This is a genomic window from Enterobacter sp. MGH 37, assembly GCF_000534515.1.
Taxonomy (GTDB): Bacteria; Pseudomonadota; Gammaproteobacteria; order Enterobacterales; family Enterobacteriaceae; genus Enterobacter; species Enterobacter kobei.
This window is the reverse complement of the sequence record NZ_KI973205.1, coordinates 434733-451299: the sequence shown is the minus strand read 5'-3', so window position 1 is coordinate 451299 and position 16567 is coordinate 434733. Positions and strand designations below refer to the sequence as shown.

17 protein-coding genes and 1 tRNA gene are annotated in these 16567 nt (G+C 55.1%); 10 read left to right on the top strand and 8 right to left on the bottom strand.

Going from position 1 to position 16567, the window contains the following annotated elements:
- Positions 1 to 131: 131 nt before the first annotated feature.
- On the top strand, positions 132 to 950 hold the full coding sequence (locus tag L383_RS21500; RefSeq protein WP_023332438.1) for a pyridoxal phosphatase: 819 nt from the start codon (positions 132 to 134) through the stop codon (positions 948 to 950).
- On the opposite strand, the gene modC is transcribed toward L383_RS21500, so the two are convergent.
- From modC to L383_RS21520, 4 genes are all read right to left on the bottom strand, one after another.
- Positions 951 to 2009 (bottom strand): molybdenum ABC transporter ATP-binding protein ModC, encoded by a 1059-nt coding sequence (gene modC, locus L383_RS21505; RefSeq protein ID WP_014883062.1) that lies wholly within the window; start codon positions 2007 to 2009, stop codon positions 951 to 953.
- A 2-nt stretch (positions 2010 to 2011) separates the two neighbouring features.
- On the bottom strand, positions 2012 to 2701 hold the full coding sequence (gene modB / locus L383_RS21510) for a molybdate ABC transporter permease subunit (RefSeq protein ID WP_023332437.1): 690 nt from the start codon (positions 2699 to 2701) through the stop codon (positions 2012 to 2014).
- Positions 2701 to 3474 (bottom strand): molybdate ABC transporter substrate-binding protein, encoded by a 774-nt coding sequence (gene modA, locus L383_RS21515; RefSeq protein ID WP_014883060.1) that lies wholly within the window; start codon positions 3472 to 3474, stop codon positions 2701 to 2703. Before modA ends, modB begins: the two co-directional genes overlap by 1 nt.
- A gap of 176 nt (positions 3475 to 3650) precedes the next feature.
- A complete protein-coding gene (locus L383_RS21520; protein WP_014883059.1) occupies positions 3651 to 3800 on the bottom strand; it encodes an AcrZ family multidrug efflux pump-associated protein in 150 nt (49 codons plus the stop codon).
- Positions 3801 to 3927: 127 nt separating this feature from the next.
- Between L383_RS21520 and modE the strand changes: the two genes are divergently transcribed.
- The 7 genes from modE to gpmA all read left to right on the top strand — a co-directional run bounded on the left by modE (position 3928) and on the right by gpmA (position 11676).
- Positions 3928 to 4716, top strand: coding sequence for a molybdenum-dependent transcriptional regulator (modE, locus tag L383_RS21525; protein ID WP_023332436.1), 789 nt, complete (start codon positions 3928 to 3930; stop codon positions 4714 to 4716).
- 67 nt (positions 4717 to 4783) lie between these two features.
- Positions 4784 to 6256 (top strand): molybdate ABC transporter ATP-binding protein ModF, encoded by a 1473-nt coding sequence (modF, locus tag L383_RS21530; RefSeq protein WP_023332435.1) that lies wholly within the window; start codon positions 4784 to 4786, stop codon positions 6254 to 6256.
- A 200-nt stretch (positions 6257 to 6456) separates the two neighbouring features.
- The gene (gene galE, locus L383_RS21535) at positions 6457 to 7473 is read left to right on the top strand and encodes a UDP-glucose 4-epimerase GalE (RefSeq protein WP_023332434.1); all 1017 of its coding nucleotides are present in this window, start codon (positions 6457 to 6459) and stop codon (positions 7471 to 7473) included.
- 9 nt (positions 7474 to 7482) lie between these two features.
- Complete coding sequence (galT, locus tag L383_RS21540; protein WP_023332433.1) at positions 7483 to 8529, top strand: galactose-1-phosphate uridylyltransferase; 1047 nt, start codon at positions 7483 to 7485, stop codon at positions 8527 to 8529.
- Between the two features lie 3 nt (positions 8530 to 8532).
- Entirely contained in the window at positions 8533 to 9681 is a 1149-nt protein-coding gene (gene galK / locus L383_RS21545) for a galactokinase (protein WP_014883054.1), read from the top strand.
- Positions 9675 to 10718, top strand: a complete 1044-nt coding sequence (gene galM, locus L383_RS21550; RefSeq protein ID WP_023332432.1) for a galactose-1-epimerase — start codon at positions 9675 to 9677, stop codon at positions 10716 to 10718. Before galK ends, galM begins: the two co-directional genes overlap by 7 nt.
- A 205-nt stretch (positions 10719 to 10923) precedes the next feature.
- Positions 10924 to 11676 carry a 2,3-diphosphoglycerate-dependent phosphoglycerate mutase gene (gene gpmA / locus L383_RS21555; RefSeq protein ID WP_008501111.1) on the top strand — a complete coding sequence of 251 codons (753 nt, stop codon included), beginning with the start codon at positions 10924 to 10926 and terminating at the stop codon, positions 11674 to 11676.
- A gap of 61 nt (positions 11677 to 11737) precedes the next feature.
- Here gpmA and aroG read toward each other — a convergent pair whose 3' ends face one another.
- Entirely contained in the window at positions 11738 to 12790 is a 1053-nt protein-coding gene (aroG, locus tag L383_RS21560; protein ID WP_014883052.1) for a 3-deoxy-7-phosphoheptulonate synthase AroG, read from the bottom strand.
- A gap of 303 nt (positions 12791 to 13093) precedes the next feature.
- Between aroG and L383_RS21565 the strand changes: the two genes are divergently transcribed.
- Positions 13094 to 13474: a protein YbgS gene (locus L383_RS21565; RefSeq protein ID WP_014883051.1), complete on the top strand. Its 381-nt coding sequence runs from the start codon at positions 13094 to 13096 to the stop codon at positions 13472 to 13474.
- Between the two features lie 105 nt (positions 13475 to 13579).
- Positions 13580 to 14518 (top strand): CDF family zinc transporter ZitB, encoded by a 939-nt coding sequence (gene zitB, locus L383_RS21570; RefSeq protein ID WP_023332431.1) that lies wholly within the window; start codon positions 13580 to 13582, stop codon positions 14516 to 14518.
- Here zitB and pnuC read toward each other — a convergent pair.
- From pnuC to L383_RS21585, 3 genes are all read right to left on the bottom strand, one after another.
- Positions 14515 to 15234, bottom strand: coding sequence for a nicotinamide riboside transporter PnuC (gene pnuC / locus L383_RS21575; protein ID WP_023332430.1), 720 nt, complete (start codon positions 15232 to 15234; stop codon positions 14515 to 14517). The two genes, zitB and pnuC, sit on opposite strands and share 4 nt — an antisense overlap.
- A 22-nt stretch (positions 15235 to 15256) precedes the next feature.
- The gene (gene nadA, locus L383_RS21580; protein WP_023332429.1) at positions 15257 to 16300 is read right to left on the bottom strand and encodes a quinolinate synthase NadA; all 1044 of its coding nucleotides are present in this window, start codon (positions 16298 to 16300) and stop codon (positions 15257 to 15259) included.
- A 191-nt stretch (positions 16301 to 16491) separates the two neighbouring features.
- A tRNA-Lys gene (locus tag L383_RS21585) sits at positions 16492 to 16567 on the bottom strand.

The following is a 16567-nucleotide window of genomic DNA, read 5'->3' as shown; positions in this document are numbered from 1 at the left end:
TTTCCTCACTGCGCGTGAAAGTGATTATTTTTAACGGTGAATGCTGAATTTTAGCCAGGAATTTTGCAGCGATTTACTCTCGGTGTAACATCGCCTGAGACCTAAAATTCAACATTAACCCGGAAGAACAAATGACCTCGCGTGTGATTGCCCTGGATTTAGACGGAACATTACTGACCCCTCAGAAAACCCTGCTCCCCTCCTCCCTTGAAGCGCTTAAACGAGCCCAGGAAGCCGGGTATCAACTCCTTATCGTAACGGGTCGACATCACGTTGCCATTCATCCTTTTTATCAGGCACTGGCGTTAGATACACCTGCAATTTGTTGTAATGGCACTTATTTGTATGATTATCAGGCAAAAAAGGTTTTAGCCTCCGACCCGCTACCGGTTCCTCAGGCGCTGCAACTGATTGATCTGCTGGATGAGCATGCCATTCATGGCCTGATGTATGTGGACAACGCGATGCTGTACGAGCGCCCTACCGGCCATGTGGTGCGCACCAGTAACTGGGCACTTTCGCTGCCGGAAGCGCAGCGTCCGGTCTTTACCCAGGTGTCCTCCCTGCGCCAGGCCGCTCAGGATGTTGACGCTATCTGGAAATTCGCCCTGACGGATGAAGACACCACCAAGCTGAATACCTTCGCGAAACAGGTTGAACAGACCCTGGGTCTGGAATGTGAATGGTCCTGGCACGATCAGGTAGATATTGCCCGTAAAGGCAACAGCAAGGGCAAGCGCCTGACGCAGTACGTAGAATCTCAGGGAGGGTCGATGCGTAACGTGATTGCCTTTGGCGATAACTATAACGACATCAGTATGCTGGAGGCTGCCGGTACCGGCGTGGCGATGGGCAACGCCGATGACGCGGTGAAAGCGCGCGCTAACGTGGTGATTGGCGATAACACCACCGATAGCATCGCGCAGTATATTTATACCCACCTGCTGTAATCAGGCAGTGATCGAGACGCTCTTGATTTGCGCGTAAAGCCACAGGCCGGGCTTGATACCTAACTCGTCCCTGGCCCACGGGCTGATGCGCGCCCAGAGCGTCCTGCTTCCCACCTCAAGCTTCACTTCCACCTGACCGTTATCATCAAAACACTCCGCCACTTTGGCGCGCAGAATATTACGAATGCTGGTTTGCAGCGGCGGTTGCAGCACCAGCGAGACGTCCGATGCCTGAATGCGAATACGCAGCGCGGACTGTAACGGCTTGTCGACCTTGCTCACCCACAGATGCTGGTCGCCCAGCGCCAGCGCGGTCATCGCATAATGCGGGTGGTGTTCCAGCACGCTCACTTTCAGGATACTGCTCTGCTGCTCCTTTGGAAGCCAGGGATGCATCACGCTGCTTCCCCATACCTCTTCCAGGTTGCCAAAGGCCTTTACGCTGCCCTCTTCCAGTACCAGCACTTTGTCGGCCAGATGGAGGATCTCATCCAGCGAGTGGCTGACGTAGAGCATGGGAATGTTAATCTCGCGGGTCAGGCGCTGCAGGTAGGGCAGCAGTTCACGTTTACGCGGAATATCCAGCGAAGCCAGCGGTTCGTCGAGCAACAGCAGCTCGGGTGCGGTCAGCAAGGCACGGCCAATCGCCACACGCTGTTTTTCTCCACCGGAAAGCGAGGAAGGCAGCCTGTCGAGCAGAGGCTCAATACCTAACAGCGTCACCAGCTTATCAAACTGCCCGGCCATACTTTTGGCCATACCGTAGCGCAGGTTGCCGCGCACGCTGTAGTGCGGGAACAAGCGCGCGTCCTGGAAAACATAGCCGATGCGACGTTTATCCGGCGAGAGGTATATTTTGTTCTCCACGTCATTCAGAACGCGGTCATTCAGAACAATTCGCCCTGACTGCGGGCGTGTCAGGCCGCTAATCGCATTAATCAGAGAGGTTTTTCCCGCACCGGAGACGCCAAAAATGGCGGTGATGCCGCTTGCAGGCAGCGTCTCGTTAAGCGTCAGCGTGTGGTTCCCCAGCGTCTGGGTGAAATTCAGTTCCAGCATCCTTATTTCCCCATCCGTTCGCGACTCAGCCGCGCCAGCCATTCAGACACCAGCAGCGAAGCCAGGGCCAGGACGATTGAAATGATGCACAGTCGCGCCGCCGCGCCTTCTCCGCCGGGTGTTTGAATCAGGGTGTACATGGCTGACGGAATCGTTCGCGTCTCGCCGGGAATGTTCGATACAAACGTGATGGTCGCGCCGAACTCGCCCAGCGAACGGGCAAACGCCAGTACCGTGCCAACTATAATCCCCGGCAGCGTAAGCGGGAGCGTGATGGTGAAAAAGACGCGCCAGCGCCCGGCACCCAGCGTGCGGGCCGCCTGTTCGAGCTTCATGTCCACCCCTTCCAGCGCGAGGCGGATCGCCCTCACCATCAGCGGAAATGACATCACCGCCACGGCCAGTACCGCACCGCGCCAGCTAAAGGCGAACGTCAGCCCAAACCAGTCGTAGAGCTTCTCGCCGATAAAACCGCGTCGCCCCATCGAAATCAGCAACAGATAGCCGACCACCACGGGGGGTAAAACGAGCGGGAGATGAAGTACGCTGTCGAGCAGCGCTTTGCCGGGAAACCGGCAGCGCACCAGTAACCAGGCAAAGAAGATCCCAAAGGGCAAACTCAGCGCAACCGCCAGGGAAGAGACTTTAAGGCTCAGCAGAACAGCCTGCCATTCAGGATCGGTCAATATCATCAGTGAGTCGTAAATCCATAACGTTTAAAGATTGCGGACGCTTCTGGCCCCTTCAGGTAATCGCGAAAGGCCGTCACGGTCGCGTTTTTATGTCCATCAACAATCGCGACAGGATATTCCACTTTCTTGTGGGAGTCTTCCGGGAACGTTGCAACCACTTTCACACCCTTGCTGGCAACGGCATCAGAGCCATATACAATCCCCAGCGGGGCTTCGTTGCGTTCCACCAGCGCCAGCGCACCGCGTACATCTTCCGCCGGCGCCAGTTTCGGCGACAATGTCTCCCACGCGCCCAGTTTTTGCAGCGCTTCTTTGGCGTAGATCCCCGCCGGAACATGCTCCGGATCGCCCACCGCCAGACGGCCACCGTTAAGCAGGCTCATCCAGTTGGTCTCTTTGTTAATGGTAATATCCGCCTGCGCGCTGGCTTTTGGTGCCACCACAACCAGGCTATTCCCCAGCAGCGTTTCGCGGGTTGCCGGATCAATTGATTTCTTCTCCGCCGCGTAATCCATCCATTTCTGATCGGCTGAAATGAACAGATCCGCCGGTGCCCCCGCTTCTATCTGGCGCGCCAGCGTAGATGAAGAGGCGAAAGAGGAGACAACATCGACGTTCTTCTCTTTTTTATATGCCGCCGCAATATCCTGCAGCGCGTTGGTCAGTGACGCCGCCGCAAAAACCGTAATTTTTCCGTCGTCCGCCAGCGCCTGCCCGGCAAGTGAAAGCGTCAGCGTTGCCCCTGCGAAAAGACGTACCCATGAACGTGCCATTTGTAGCTCCTGTATATAGCGTTATATAGGCGATAATATAACGATATCTTCATGGAGATCCCAGCGCTATATCGTACCGCTCAAGGGGTAAGCTGGACTGATTCTTAATACTATCGGAGAAAATGAGAAAAGCTTGAGAGCAAAACGCCCGGGCTAGCCGGGCGTTTTGAAGGGAATCAATGCTGCTTTTTAGCCTGGTCTTTGTGACCAATGTTCGAAAAGAGGTTGAACACTTCACCCAGGCCGTAGATGGCACCGAGGATGATGGCCATCACTACTGGCACCATGATCACGGCGAATACCAGACTTTTCAACAACTCTAACATGGTTTTCTCCAGATATTGTGAAGGGCTTATTCTACCCTGAAAAGTAAGAAAAACATCCCCTTTTGTGCGGTAGCCTTTGCGCCCCGCACCATTTGGGTCACAATATCCTTTTTGCCAGGACACTGTTATGCAGGCCGAAATTCTTCTTACTCTCCGACTACAGCAAAAGCTTTTTGCCGACCCCAGACGTATAGCCCTGCTTAAACAAATAGAACAAACGGGCTCGATTAGCCAGGGGGCAAAGAATGCCGGGATCAGCTATAAAAGCGCCTGGGATGCCATCAATGAAATGAACACCCTGAGCGAACACCCGCTGGTGGACAGAGCCACGGGCGGTAAGGGCGGTGGCGGCGCCAGGGTGACGCGCTACGGCCAGCGCCTGATTCAGCTTTACGATCTTCTGGGCCAGATCCAGCAAAAAGCGTTTGATGTACTGAGTGATGACGATAGCGTTCCACTGGACAGTTTGCTGGCCGCCATTTCCCGCTTCTCGTTACAAACCAGCGCCCGCAACCAGTGGTTTGGTACGGTGACGGCGCGCGATAATCTTCAGATACAACAGCATGTTGAGATCCTGCTTGCCGATGGAACAACGCGTCTGAAAGCCGCAATCACCGCGCAGAGTGCAGAGCGCCTTGGCCTGGATGAAGGTAAAGAGGTGCTGGTGTTACTGAAAGCGCCATGGGTCAATATCACGCGTAACCCCGACACGGCACAGGCAGCGGATAACCAGCTATCGGGCGCAATCAGCCATATTGAACGCGGTAAGGCGCAATGCGAAGTGCTTATGACGCTGGCGGACGGACAATCACTCTGCGCGACGGTACCTTGCAGCGAGGCGGACGGCTTAGAAGAAGGTGCTGTCGTCACCGCATATTTCAACGCAGACCGGGTGATTATCGCCACATTGTGCTGAGCGCATTGACAACCGCGCTGACAGTGAGTATCCCTGACATCTGTTGCTGCAAAAAATGGGATAAATCATGGCATTATTGCATATTTCGCAAGGTACGTTTCGTCTTAGCGATACCCGGACGCTGGCGATTGCTGATTTGACAATACGCGCGGGTGAAAGCTGGGCGTTTGTTGGCACTAACGGCAGCGGTAAATCCGCGCTGGCCCGTGCGCTGGCGGGGGAGCTCACCCTCCTCAAAGGGGAATACCAGAGCGACGTTACGCGCCTGACGCGCCTCTCTTTTGAACAACTGCAAAAGCTGGTGAGCGACGAATGGCAGCGCAACAATACCGATTTACTCAGTCCTGGAGAAGAAGATACCGGCCGTACAACGGCGGAAATTATCCAGGATGAGGTGAAAGATCCTGCCCGCTGTCAGCGCCTGGCTGAACAGTTCGGCATTACCGCCCTGCTCAACCGACGCTTCAAATATCTTTCTACCGGCGAAACGCGGAAAACCCTGCTTTGCCAGGCGCTGATGAGCGAGCCTGAGCTGCTGATCCTCGACGAACCGTTCGACGGCCTTGACGTCCAGTCCCGGGCGCAGCTGGCGCATCTGCTGGGCTCGCTTAATCAGCAGGGATATACCCTTGTGCTGGTACTTAACCGCTTTGATGAGATTCCGGATTTTGTCCAGCATGCCGGTGTGCTGGCCGACTGCCATCTGACCGAGACGGGCGAAAAGTCGGCGCTGCTTAAGCAGGCGCTGATCGCCCAGCTCGCGCACAGTGAACAGCTCGACGGCATCACCCTTCCGGAACCCGATGCCCCGTCAGCCCGCCACGCGCTCGATCCTCACCAGCCACGCATCGTGCTGCGTGATGGTATCGTCTCTTATGACGACCGCCCGATCCTTAACCATCTTAGCTGGACGGTGAATCCGGGCGAGCACTGGCAGATTGTCGGCCCGAATGGCGCGGGAAAATCCACGCTGCTGAGCCTCATCACCGGCGACCATCCGCAGGGCTATAGCAACGATCTCACGTTGTTTGGCCGTCGTCGCGGCAGCGGTGAAACCATCTGGGATATTAAAAAACATATCGGCTACGTCAGCAGCAGCCTACATCTGGATTACCGGGTCAGTACCACGGTACGTAACGTGATCCTCTCCGGGTATTTTGACTCCATCGGAATTTATCAGGCGGTGTCGGACAAGCAGCACAAGCTGGCCCAGCAGTGGCTGGATATTCTGGGGATGGATAGCCGGGTGGCTGACGCGCCGTTTCACAGTTTGTCATGGGGGCAGCAGCGCCTGGCATTGATCGTTCGCGCGCTGGTAAAACACCCGACACTGTTAATTCTGGATGAGCCCCTGCAGGGTCTGGATCCGCTAAACCGCCAGCTGATTCGTCGCTTTGTGGATATTCTCATTGCCGAGGGTGAAACCCAACTGCTGTTTGTTTCACACCATGCCGAGGATGCCCCTTCCTGTATCACCCATCGTCTTGAGTTCATTCCGGACGGCGAGCGCTATCGCTACCTTCTCAGCCACATCGACTAACCGTGGAGGGCCCCGCCCTCCTCTTTTCAGATAACTTGCATCATTACAACACTATCTCTTTGATCTAGAATGGTCTGAGTGATTGGAAAAGCGAGTTTGAAAACGAGTGTAAACGATTCCACTATTTTATCCCATGTCACACTTTTAGCGTCTCTGTTATGCTATGGTTATTACATACCATAAGCCTAATGGAGCGAATCATGCGAGTTCTGGTAACAGGTGGTAGCGGTTACATAGGAAGTCATACCTGTGTGCAACTGCTGCAAAATGGTCACGATGTGATCATCCTCGACAACCTGTGCAATAGTAAGCGCAGCGTGCTGCCGGTGATTGAACGTCTTGGCGGGAAACAACCCACTTTCGTGGAAGGCGACATCCGCAACGAAGCGCTGATGACCGAAATCCTTCACGACCACGCCATTGAAGCGGTGATCCACTTCGCCGGTCTGAAAGCCGTCGGTGAATCCGTTGCGAAGCCGCTTGAGTATTACGACAACAACGTCAACGGTACCCTGCGTCTCATCTCCGCCATGCGTGCGGCGAACGTTAAAAACTTTATCTTCAGCTCCTCCGCCACCGTCTATGGCGATCAGCCAAAAATCCCCTACGTTGAAAGTTTCCCGACAGGCACGCCACAAAGCCCGTACGGCAAAAGCAAGCTGATGGTGGAACAGATCCTGACCGATCTGCAAAAAGCGCAGCCGGAATGGAGCATCGCCTTGCTGCGCTACTTCAACCCGGTCGGCGCCCATCCGTCTGGCGATATGGGTGAAGATCCGCAGGGCATCCCGAACAACCTGATGCCGTATATCGCCCAGGTGGCGGTAGGCCGTCGTGAGTCGCTGGCGATTTTTGGTAACGACTACCCAACCCAGGACGGCACCGGCGTGCGCGACTATATCCACGTGATGGATCTGGCCGACGGTCACGTTGCGGCCATGCAACAGCTGGCAGATAAACCGGGCGTGCATATTTACAACCTCGGCGCCGGGGTCGGCAGCAGCGTGCTGGACGTGGTTAACGCCTTCAGCAAAGCCTGCGGTAAGCCAGTGAACTACCACTTCGCACCGCGTCGTGATGGTGACCTGCCCGCTTACTGGGCGGATGCCACCAAAGCCGACAAAGAGCTTAACTGGCGTGTGACCCGCACGCTTGATGAAATGGCACAGGATACCTGGCACTGGCAGTCACGCCACCCGCAAGGCTATCCGGACTAAGGATCCTTCATGACTTCGTTTAATCCCGTCGATCATCCGCATCGTCGTTTTAACCCGTTAAGCGGACAATGGATTTTGGTGTCTCCGCATCGCGCCAAGCGCCCCTGGCAGGGGGCGCAAGAGACGCCTGCGAAACAAACGCTACCGCAGCATGACCCGGATTGCTTCCTGTGTCCGGGCAACACGCGCGTCACCGGAGATAAAAACCCGGACTACAAAGGCACCTTCGTCTTCACCAACGATTTTGCTGCGCTAATGACCGACACGCCGGACGCGCCCGCGAGCCATGACCCGCTGATGCGCTGTGAAAGCGCGCGGGGTACCAGCCGCGTGATCTGCTTCTCGCCCGATCACAGCAAAACGCTGCCGGAGCTGAGCGTTGAGGCACTGAAAGAGGTGATCGGCACCTGGCAGGCGCAAACCGCTGAGCTGGGGCAGACTTACCCGTGGGTGCAGGTATTTGAAAACAAAGGTGCGGCGATGGGCTGCTCCAACCCGCATCCGCACGGCCAGATCTGGGCGAACAGCTTCCTGCCTAACGAAGCCGAACGCGAAGACCGCCTGCAAAAAGCCTATTTCGAGGAAAACGGCTCACCCATGCTGGTTGATTACACCCAGCGTGAGCTGGCCGATGGCAGCCGTACCGTGGTGGAAACCGAACACTGGCTCGCCGTCGTACCTTACTGGGCCGCCTGGCCGTTTGAAACGCTGCTGTTGCCGAAAGCGCACATACAGCGTATGACCGATCTCAGCGACGCACAGCGCGACGACCTTGCGCTGGCGCTGAAGAAACTGACCAGCCGTTACGACAACCTGTTCCAGTGCTCTTTCCCGTATTCCATGGGCTGGCACGGCGCACCGTTTAACGGTGAAGAGAACCAACACTGGCAGCTGCATGCCCATTTCTATCCGCCACTGCTTCGCTCTGCGACGGTACGTAAGTTCATGGTGGGCTATGAAATGCTGGCGGAAACCCAGCGTGACCTGACGGCGGAACAGGCAGCCGAACGTCTGCGTGCCGTGAGTGACGTCCACTATCGCGAATCAGGAGTCTAAAAAATGAGTCTGAAAGATAAAACACAATCCCTGTTTGCTGAGAAATTTGGCTACCCTGCCACCCATGTTATTCAGGCGCCTGGCCGCGTCAATCTGATCGGTGAACATACTGACTACAACGACGGTTTTGTGCTGCCGTGTGCCATTGATTACCAGACGGTTATTAGTTGCGCAAAGCGCGACGACCGTAACGTCCGCGTAATAGCGGCGGATTACGGTAACGAAACCGACGAGTTTTCCCTTGATGCCCCCATTGTGACGCACGACAGCCAGCAGTGGTCTAACTATGTGCGCGGCGTGGTGAAGCATCTGCAGAAGCGTAACAAGAACTTTGGCGGTGCGGATTTAGTGATCAGCGGCAACGTGCCACAGGGCGCGGGCTTAAGCTCCTCTGCCTCTCTGGAAGTCGCCGTGGGGACCGTGTTCCAGCAGCTTTATCATCTGCCGCTGGACGGGGCGCAAATCGCCCTTAACGGTCAGGAAGCAGAAAACCAGTTCGTGGGCTGTAACTGCGGCATTATGGACCAGCTGATCTCCGCGCTGGGCAAAAAAGAGCACGCGCTGCTGATCGACTGCCGCTCGCTTGGCACCAAAGCCGTTCCGCTGCCCAAAGGCGCGGCTGTTGTGATTATCAACAGTAATTTTAAGCGCACGCTGGTGGGCAGCGAGTACAACACCCGCCGCGAGCAGTGTGAAACCGGTGCACGCTTCTTCCAGCAGCCCGCCCTGCGCGACGTGACGCTTGATGAATTCAATAAGGTTGCGCATGAGCTGGATCCGGTTGTCGCCAGACGCGTTCGTCACGTGCTGACGGAGAACGCCCGTACCGTTGAAGCCGCGTCCGCGCTGGCGAAAGGCGACCTGAAACGCATGGGAGAACTGATGGCTGAATCGCATGCCTCCATGCGCGATGACTTTGAAATCACCGTCCCGCAAATTGATACCCTGGTTGAGATCGTCAAAGCGACCATCGGCGATAAAGGCGGTGTGCGCATGACCGGCGGTGGCTTCGGGGGCTGCATCGTTGCGCTGGTGCCGGAAGAGCTGGTCCCTGCTGTACAGGATGCCGTGACGAAGCAGTACGAAGCAAAAACAGGTATTAAAGAAACCTTCTATGTATGTAAAGCATCACAAGGAGCCGGACAGTGCTAAACGAAACACCTACCCTCGCACCGGATGGTCTGCCGTATCGCCTGTTAACCCTGCGCAACCGCGCAGGGATGGTGGTTACGCTGATGGACTGGGGTGCAACCCTGCTCTCCGCCCGCGTACCGATGCCGGACGGCAGCGTGCGTGAAACGATGCTCGGCTGTGCATCGCCTGAGCAGTATGTTAACCAATCGGCTTTTCTGGGAGCGTCCGTCGGCCGCTATGCCAACCGCATCGCTAAAAGCCGTTTCGAACTCGACGGCGTGGCGTACCCTCTCCTTCCAAGTCAGGGTGAGAACCAGCTTCACGGCGGACCGGAAGGGTTTGATAAACGCCGCTGGAAAATTGTCCGTCAAAATGACAGCGAAGTGCTGTTCTCGCTGGATTCACCTGATGGCGATCAGGGCTTCCCGGGCAACCTTATCGCCTCAGCACGCTTCACGCTAACCGACGACAACCGAATCGCCATCGAATACCGTGCCACGGTCGACAAGCCGTGTCCGGTTAACCTGACTAACCATGCCTACTTTAATCTGGACGGCAACCAGTGCGACGTGCGCAACCACAAGCTGCAAATCCTTGCGGACGCGTACCTGCCGGTTGACGAAATGGGCATACCGTATAAGGGCCTGAAGCAGGTGAACGACACCAGCTTCGACTTCCGCAATGCGAAAGCTATCGCACAGGATTTCCTGAGTGATGACGATCAGCGCAAGGTGAAAGGCTACGACCACGCTTTCCTGTTGCAGGCCAAAGGCGATCTCAGCCAGCCCGCCGCGCAGGTCTGGTCTGCTGATGAGAAGCTGCAGATGACCGTTTATACCACCGCCCCTGCCCTGCAGTTCTACTCAGGTAACTATCTTGGCGGCACAACGGCACGCGAACACAATGAATACAGCGACTGGCAGGGTCTGGCACTGGAGAGCGAGTTCCTGCCTGACAGCCCGAATCATCCGGAATGGCCGCAGCCAGATTGCGTTCTGCGCCCGGGTGAAGAGTACGTGAGCGTCACCGAGTATCATTTCATTCCGCGCGCTTAACGACAGGCCCTCACATAGAGGGCTTTTTTCTGCTCCCCTTGCTGAAAATAGCGCCGATCGCAGACAAAATCATAACCCTGGATTCACAAGCATCTTACACTCGGAGACTATTTTCGCTATGGTTAGGGTTAAGCGTTGCTGCTGGCCTGGCCACAGCAATATAATGAGAATTGTTATCATTCTAAAAATGCTTGAGGAGTAAGAGATGGCTATTACTAAGCTGGTCCTGGTGCGTCACGGCGAAAGCCAGTGGAACAACGAAAACCGCTTTACCGGTTGGTACGACGTTGATCTGTCTGAGAAAGGCGTAAGCGAAGCAAAAGCAGCAGGTAAACTGCTGAAGGAAGAAGGCTTCAGCTTTGATTTTGCTTACACCTCTGTGCTGAAACGCGCCATCCACACGCTGTGGAACGTGCTCGACGAACTGGATCAGGCCTGGCTGCCGGTTGAGAAATCCTGGAAACTGAACGAGCGTCACTACGGTGCGCTGCAGGGTCTCAACAAAGCCGAAACCGCTGAGAAATACGGTGACGAGCAGGTTAAACAGTGGCGTCGCGGCTTCGCGGTAACCCCACCAGAGCTGACCAAAGATGACGAGCGCTACCCGGGCCACGACCCGCGTTACGCGAAACTGACTGACGCTGAGCTGCCAACCACCGAAAGCCTGGCGCTGACCATCGACCGCGTTGTGCCTTACTGGAACGAAACCATTCTGCCACGCCTGAAAAGCGGTGAGCGCGTGATCATCGCCGCTCACGGTAACTCCCTGCGTGCGCTGGTGAAATACCTGGACAACATGGGTGAAGACGAAATTCTTGAACTGAACATCCCAACTGGCGTACCGCTGGTGTATGAGTTCGACGAAAACTTCAAACCAATCAAACACTACTATCTGGGTAACGCGGATGAAATCGCAGCGAAAGCCGCGGCTGTCGCGAACCAGGGTAAAGCGAAGTAATTTTCGCCAGACATAAAAAAAGCGCGGAACCTTCCGCGCTTTTTTATTTCTGCCTCAGGACTTAACCGCGACGTGCTTTCACCGCGTTCGCCAGCTGACGCAGGAGGGTGTCGGTATCGTCCCAGCCGATGCAGGCATCCGTGACGCTCTTGCCGTACACCAGCGGCTCGCTGCCTTCCAGGTTCTGGTTACCTTCGACCAGATGGCTTTCAATCATCACGCCAATCACCGCCTTCTCACCGCCGGCAATCTGCTGACAGACATCAGCCCCGACGTCCATCTGCTTTTTAAACTGCTTGCTGGAGTTGGCATGGCTGAAATCGATCATCACCTGCGGTGGCAGCCCGGCTTTTTCCAGCCCGACCTTCACGTCGGCCACATGTTTTGCACTGTAGTTTGGCTCTTTGCCGCCACGCAGAATAATATGGCAATCCCCGTTACCGCTGGTGTTCACGATGGCGGAATGACCCCATTTGGTCACAGACAGGAAGCAGTGCGGTGCACCCGCTGCGTTAATGGCGTCGATAGCCACCTTAATGGTGCCGTCGGTGCCGTTTTTAAAACCAACCGGACAAGAGAGACCGGATGCCAGTTCGCGGTGAACCTGAGATTCCGTGGTACGGGCACCAATTGCGCCCCAGCTCATCAAATCAGCCAGGTATTGTGGCGTGATCATGTCCAGGAACTCACCGGCAGCAGGCAGGCCACTGTCGTTGATCTCCAGCAGCAGCTTGCGCGCAATACGCAGACCGTCGTTGATCTGGAAGCTGTTATCCATGTGCGGATCGTTAATGAGCCCTTTCCAGCCAACGGTCGTACGCGGTTTTTCAAAATAGACGCGCATGACGATTTCCAGCTCATCCTTCAGCTCTTCGCGCAGCTGAAGCAGCCTTGCCGCATACTCTTTTGCCGCAGCAGGATCGTGGATAGAGCATGGACCAATCACCACCAGAAGACGATCGTCATTACCTTTCAGGATCTTATGGATCGCTTTGCGAGCATGAGAAACCGTGTTTGCGGCATTTTCAGTGGCGGGGAATTTCTCAAGGAGCGCTACAGGAGGTAATAACTCATTGATCTCTTTAATGCGTAAATCGTCGTTCTGATAATTCATTTTCTTTCCAGCTCTGCCATATCTTTAGTAATGAAAGCAATCCTTTCAATCTATCTTGTCGACCAGGAAGTGTAAACACGGTTTTACACTTCACGCAGATAATTCCTGGAATTCGCCTAAAAATCGCCACAAAATAGCGAAAAATGAGATCTAACCTAAGCTTTTTAACTGTAACAACCAATTTTATACGCCTAAACGCGATTCCCTACTGACGTAAGTCCGTAAGGCGGAATCTTTCGCCTCTAAAAAGATGCACTGTTGGAGAAAGTTATCCAGCGTAACGACAAGAACAGGAGCACCATGATGAAAATGACAAAACTGGCAACCCTCTTCCTGACCGCCACTCTCACCCTGGCAAGCGGCAGCGTCCTGGCTGCTGAAACGGGCACCTCAGACAGCAACGGTGATGCCAATGCGGCAGCAGAAGCAGGCCAGGTCGCCCCTGATGCGAAACAAAATATCGCCCCAAATAATGTCGATAACAGCCAGATCAATACCGGCAACACCAATACCGGCGGCACCATGCTGCATCCGAACGGCAGTGATTCCGGCACCATGAATCACGACAATATGAGTTCAGATGAAGTTCATAAGAACTCAATGTGTAAGGACGGCAAATGTCCCGACCCTAACGACAAAGTGGGTAACGATGCCAATACCAAAACCGATGGCACAACCCAGTAAGTCGTCAGTGCTTTAAATGCGAAAGGAGAGCCCAGGCTCTCCTTTCTTTTTGGAGTAACCTGTTAAAAACGCTACACTAAAAAATAACGAAACAGGAAAGCAGACATGGCGCACACCCACTCACACGCATCTTCTCCCGGAAATGACAACGTAAAACGACTCATGCTGGCCTTCGGCGTTACGGCCACGTTTATGGTTATCGAGGTCATTGGCGGTCTGGTCTCCGGCTCGCTGGCGTTGCTGGCTGATGCCGGGCACATGCTGACCGATGCCGCAGCGCTACTCTTCGCTCTGCTAGCAGTGCAATTTGCTCGTCGTCCTCCGAACGCACGCCATACCTTCGGCTGGTTGAGGCTGACTACGCTTGCCGCGTTTGTTAACGCCATCGCGCTGGTGGTCATTACTATTCTTATCGTCTGGGAAGCCATCCAACGCTTCAGGCACCCGCAGCCAATAGCCGGAACGACAATGATGGTGATTGCCGTCGCGGGGCTGCTGGCAAATATTCTGGCATTCTGGATTTTGCATCGCGGCAGCGGGGAAAAGAACCTCAACGTGCGCGCTGCTGCCCTGCATGTGCTGGGGGATTTGCTCGGCTCAGTCGGGGCGATAGTCGCCGCGCTGGTGATCCTCTATACCGGCTGGACGCCAGTCGACCCGATTCTCTCCGTGCTGGTATCGTGTCTGGTTTTACGTAGCGCCTGGAGTCTGCTGAAGGAGAGCGTCAATGAACTCCTTGAAGGGGCACCCGCATCCATGGACATTGACGAGCTGAAGCGTAACCTGCGCCGTTCTGTCCCGGAAGTGCGCAATGTTCATCATGTGCATGTCTGGCAGGTAGGTGAAAAACCGGTGATGACGCTACACGTTCAGGTGATCCCACCTCACGATCACGATGCATTACTGGAACGCATTCATCACTTCCTGGAACATCATTACGAGATTGGCCACGCCACCGTCCAGATGGAGTATCAGGCCTGTAACGGGCCGGACTGCCACCTTAACGAGGCGCAGCCCGACCATTCACACCATCATCACCATTAGCGGGAAAGCGCGTGAGAGCCTCGCTCACGCGCGCTCTTAATCCACATACGGCTGCCATTCAGGGCAATGAAGGTCAGCAGCAGATATTCCAGCGACATCGCATAGACGCCCTGCAGCGCGAAAACGACCACGCTGATAACGTTGATGATGACCCACAGCAGCCAGTTCTCAACGTATTTACGGGTCATCAGGATCATCGCCGCAATTGACAGCACCATCATGCAGGAATCCCAGAACGGGAAAGCATCCGGCTGAAGTTCTGGCATCGTTACGCTCAGGCCGATACCGGACATAGCCGAAACGGCCACGCGGGTCAGGAAGGCAAACACCGGGTTGATATAAACGGTCATGAAACCAATAGCAACCACGCAAGCGACAAACCAGGCAATGGCTTTCGGCAGGGGTAGCCAGCGGATCTGTAGCTCAGCCTCCTGCTGGCTGTTCTGCCGCGACCATGCGTACCAGCCGTAAATATTGGCGGCGAAGAAGAACAACTGCAAAAGCAGGCTGGCGTACAGCTGGATCTGGAAGAAGATAATCGCAAACAGCGTAACGTTAATCAGCCCGAACGCGTAATTGCTGATTTTCTCCAGGCTTGCCAGCCAGATGCAGAGTAAACCCGCCAGCGTGCCGACGGCCTCAATCCATGACAGGTCATAGCCACCTGCACCAATCGGTATATGAACCAGAATGTTCTGCGTGCTAAAAAAATCCATCTTTTCCCCGGAACGTTTTGAATTAAGTACGTAGTGTAGCCGCAAAATCCAGCATGCGGTTAAGCGGAATTAACGCACCTTCGCGCAGCGCAGCATCGACATGAATTTCATGCGCGGCGCCGCCCGTCTCCAGCCCTTCGGCAATCGCTTTCAGACCGTTCATCGCCATCCACGGGCAATGCGCGCAGCTGCGACACGTCGCGCCCTCGCCTGCCGTTGGGGCTTCAAGGAGCTCTTTCTCCGGCACGGCCTGCTGCATCTTATAAAAGATACCGCGATCGGTCGCCACGATGAGCTGCTTGTGCGGCAGCGTTCTGGCCGCGTTGATAAGCTGGCTGGTTGAACCCACGGCATCCGCCATGTCGACAATGGACTGGGGTGATTCAGGGTGAACAAGAATGGCGGCGTCAGGATAAAGCGCCTTCATGCGTGCCAGCGCCTGGGTTTTGAATTCGTCGTGCACAATACAGGCCCCCTGCCAGCAGAGGACGTCAGCGCCTGTCTGCTTCTGAACATAATTGCCGAGATGTCGGTCAGGTCCCCAGATAATTTTCTCACCCAGGCTGTCCAGATGCTCAATCAGCTCAACGGCGATGCTGGAAGTCACGACCCAGTCTGCCCGCGCTTTTACCGCCGCGGAGGTGTTGGCATAAACCACCACGGTACGGTCAGGATGGGCGTCGCAGAAGGCGGTGAACGCGTCAATCGGGCAGCCAAGATCGAGCGAACACTCGGCATTCAGCGTCGGCATCAAAATGGTTTTTTCCGGGCTGAGAATTTTCGCCGTTTCGCCCATAAAACGCACGCCAGCAACAAGCAGCGTGGAAGCAGGATGTTTTGCGCCAAAGCGCGCCATCTCCAGAGAGTCAGAGATGCAGCCCCCGGTCTCTTCCGCCAGTTGCTGGATTTCCGGGTCGGTGTAGTAATGCGCCACCATCACCGCGTCTCGCTCTTTCAGAAGACGTTTGATCTTCTCGCGGTAGAACTGTTTTTCGTCCTGGCTTAGCGGAACAGGTTTTGGCGGAAACGGATAGATGGCGGCTTCGGGATCAAACATCACACTCATTATGGCTTCTCGTTTTACGGGCTTAACAATATTGCCTTTCTTTTGCCTGACATAGCAAAACGCATGGCAATTGTGTTTTGTATACTAAACAAGATAGCGAATCTGGAGTGAAAAGTCACCGGGAATAGAGGTGTGGAGCATTTATAGAATTGCAGATAGCAAAAAGGCGCCTTTAGGGCGCCTTTCTACATTGGTGGGTCGTGCAGGATTCGAACCTGCGACCAATTGATTAAAAGTCAACTGCTCTACCAACTGAGCTAACGACCC